Source organism: Streptomyces phytophilus (assembly GCF_013870535.1).
Lineage (GTDB): Bacteria > Actinomycetota > Actinomycetes > Streptomycetales > Streptomycetaceae > Streptomyces > Streptomyces phytophilus.
This window is the reverse complement of record NZ_JACBXC010001572.1, coordinates 1-1,222: the sequence shown is the minus strand read 5'-3', so window position 1 is coordinate 1,222 and position 1,222 is coordinate 1. Positions and strand designations below refer to the sequence as shown.

The window sequence follows — 1,222 nt, the reverse complement described above, 5'->3', positions numbered from 1 at the left end:
CTCGGCATGAGTTTCAAGGACAGCCCGCCCGGATTCGACCCGACGACGGCCGCCGACACCTTCGGCGCCGAAGGTGACACGGGCGCGAGCTTCATCGAGACCGAACAGTACTGAACCCTGCGCCGGAGCGCGCGGGCTCCGGGAACCACCCCGGAGCCCGCACGGCCGGTCACATCACTGCAGCTCAGCAGCCCTGCTGGCGATACCCGTCGGGGTCGCGGCGGGCCCACCGGCAAGGGGAACCCGGCGGGTGGCCGGGGCCGCGCGGGCCCGGCGGTCGATCTCGATGAGGTAGGGGGCGACGAAGCCGTGGTAGTCCGCTTTCCGCTCGGCCGGCAGACCCTGCCACCCGGTGATGCGGTCACGGCAGCGCGGTGAGCCGCACCGGCAGTGGGCGGCGAAGTGACTGACGGAGTAGTTCCGCATGGCGTAGTCGAAGGTGATCTCCTGGTCTGCTGTGATGAGTCGGCGGGCGATGAGGTCGTGGGCGCCGCTGGCGTTCAGGCGGATCCCGCAGTTCGGCTCGCAGGAGTGGTTCACCTTGGGGACGAGCCCGCCGTGCAGCACGAATCGCTTCGCGCCGATCTGGGAGGCGTGGGAGTGGTTCTGGTCCAGCTCGCGGTCGATGACACCGACCATCACCGTCTCGCCGACCCGGAAGGACCGGGTGGAGAACACCCCTTCCCCCTTGGCTTCGGTTCGCTGGAGTTCGTATCCGTCGTTCACGCTGCCTGCTCTCTGAGGAGGATCAGCCCACCCGCGCATGTGATCATGCGCGGACACGACAAATCGACGCGCGGTCGAGGAGCTCCTCGACCGCGGTCCGCCCATCCTTGCACCGCACCGGACCCGCTCCGGCCCTGCCGCGATGCGAAGTCCCCGCCGAAGGCGTTCGCGGCCGCGCTCCGGGCCTTGTCGGAACCCCGCGGTTCGCCGTGAGATCAGAACCGATCCCGGTCCACAGCGTGCACTCGGGCCGGATCGGCGATGAGTTTCCCGCCCCGCACGAGTCAGAGTCAGTGGAGGCAGTACGCCACGGAAGGAACTCCGCATGACCGACGCAAGCCCCGCCGCACCGGCCGCCCACCCGGACCTCGCCCCGCAGACCAGAGTTGTCGCCCAGCTCGCCGCCGGCGTCCCCGACGACCGGCTGGAGGACCCCACGCCGTGCGAGGGCATGGCCGTGCGCCACCTGCTGGGCCACCTGGTCGGCCTGACGGCC

The 1,222-nt window shown here is 70.4% G+C and carries 2 protein-coding genes and 1 pseudogene; 2 read left to right on the top strand and 1 reads right to left on the bottom strand.

Annotated elements, in window-relative coordinates; genetic code table 11:
• A pseudogene (locus tag H5J30_RS37225) lies at nucleotides 1–114 on the top strand (DNA-directed RNA polymerase subunit alpha); the annotation flags it as partial.
• Nucleotides 115–174: 60 nt separating this feature from the next.
• On the opposite strand, the gene H5J30_RS34320 reads toward H5J30_RS37225, so the two are convergent.
• Entirely contained in the window at nucleotides 175–726 is a 552-nt protein-coding gene (locus tag H5J30_RS34320) for an SET domain-containing protein-lysine N-methyltransferase (RefSeq protein WP_181791723.1), read from the bottom strand.
• A gap of 325 nt (nucleotides 727–1,051) precedes the next feature.
• Here H5J30_RS34320 and H5J30_RS34315 point away from each other — a divergent pair.
• Nucleotides 1,052–1,222 (top strand): maleylpyruvate isomerase N-terminal domain-containing protein (locus H5J30_RS34315; protein WP_181791722.1); only part of this gene is annotated, 171 nt, incomplete at its 3' end.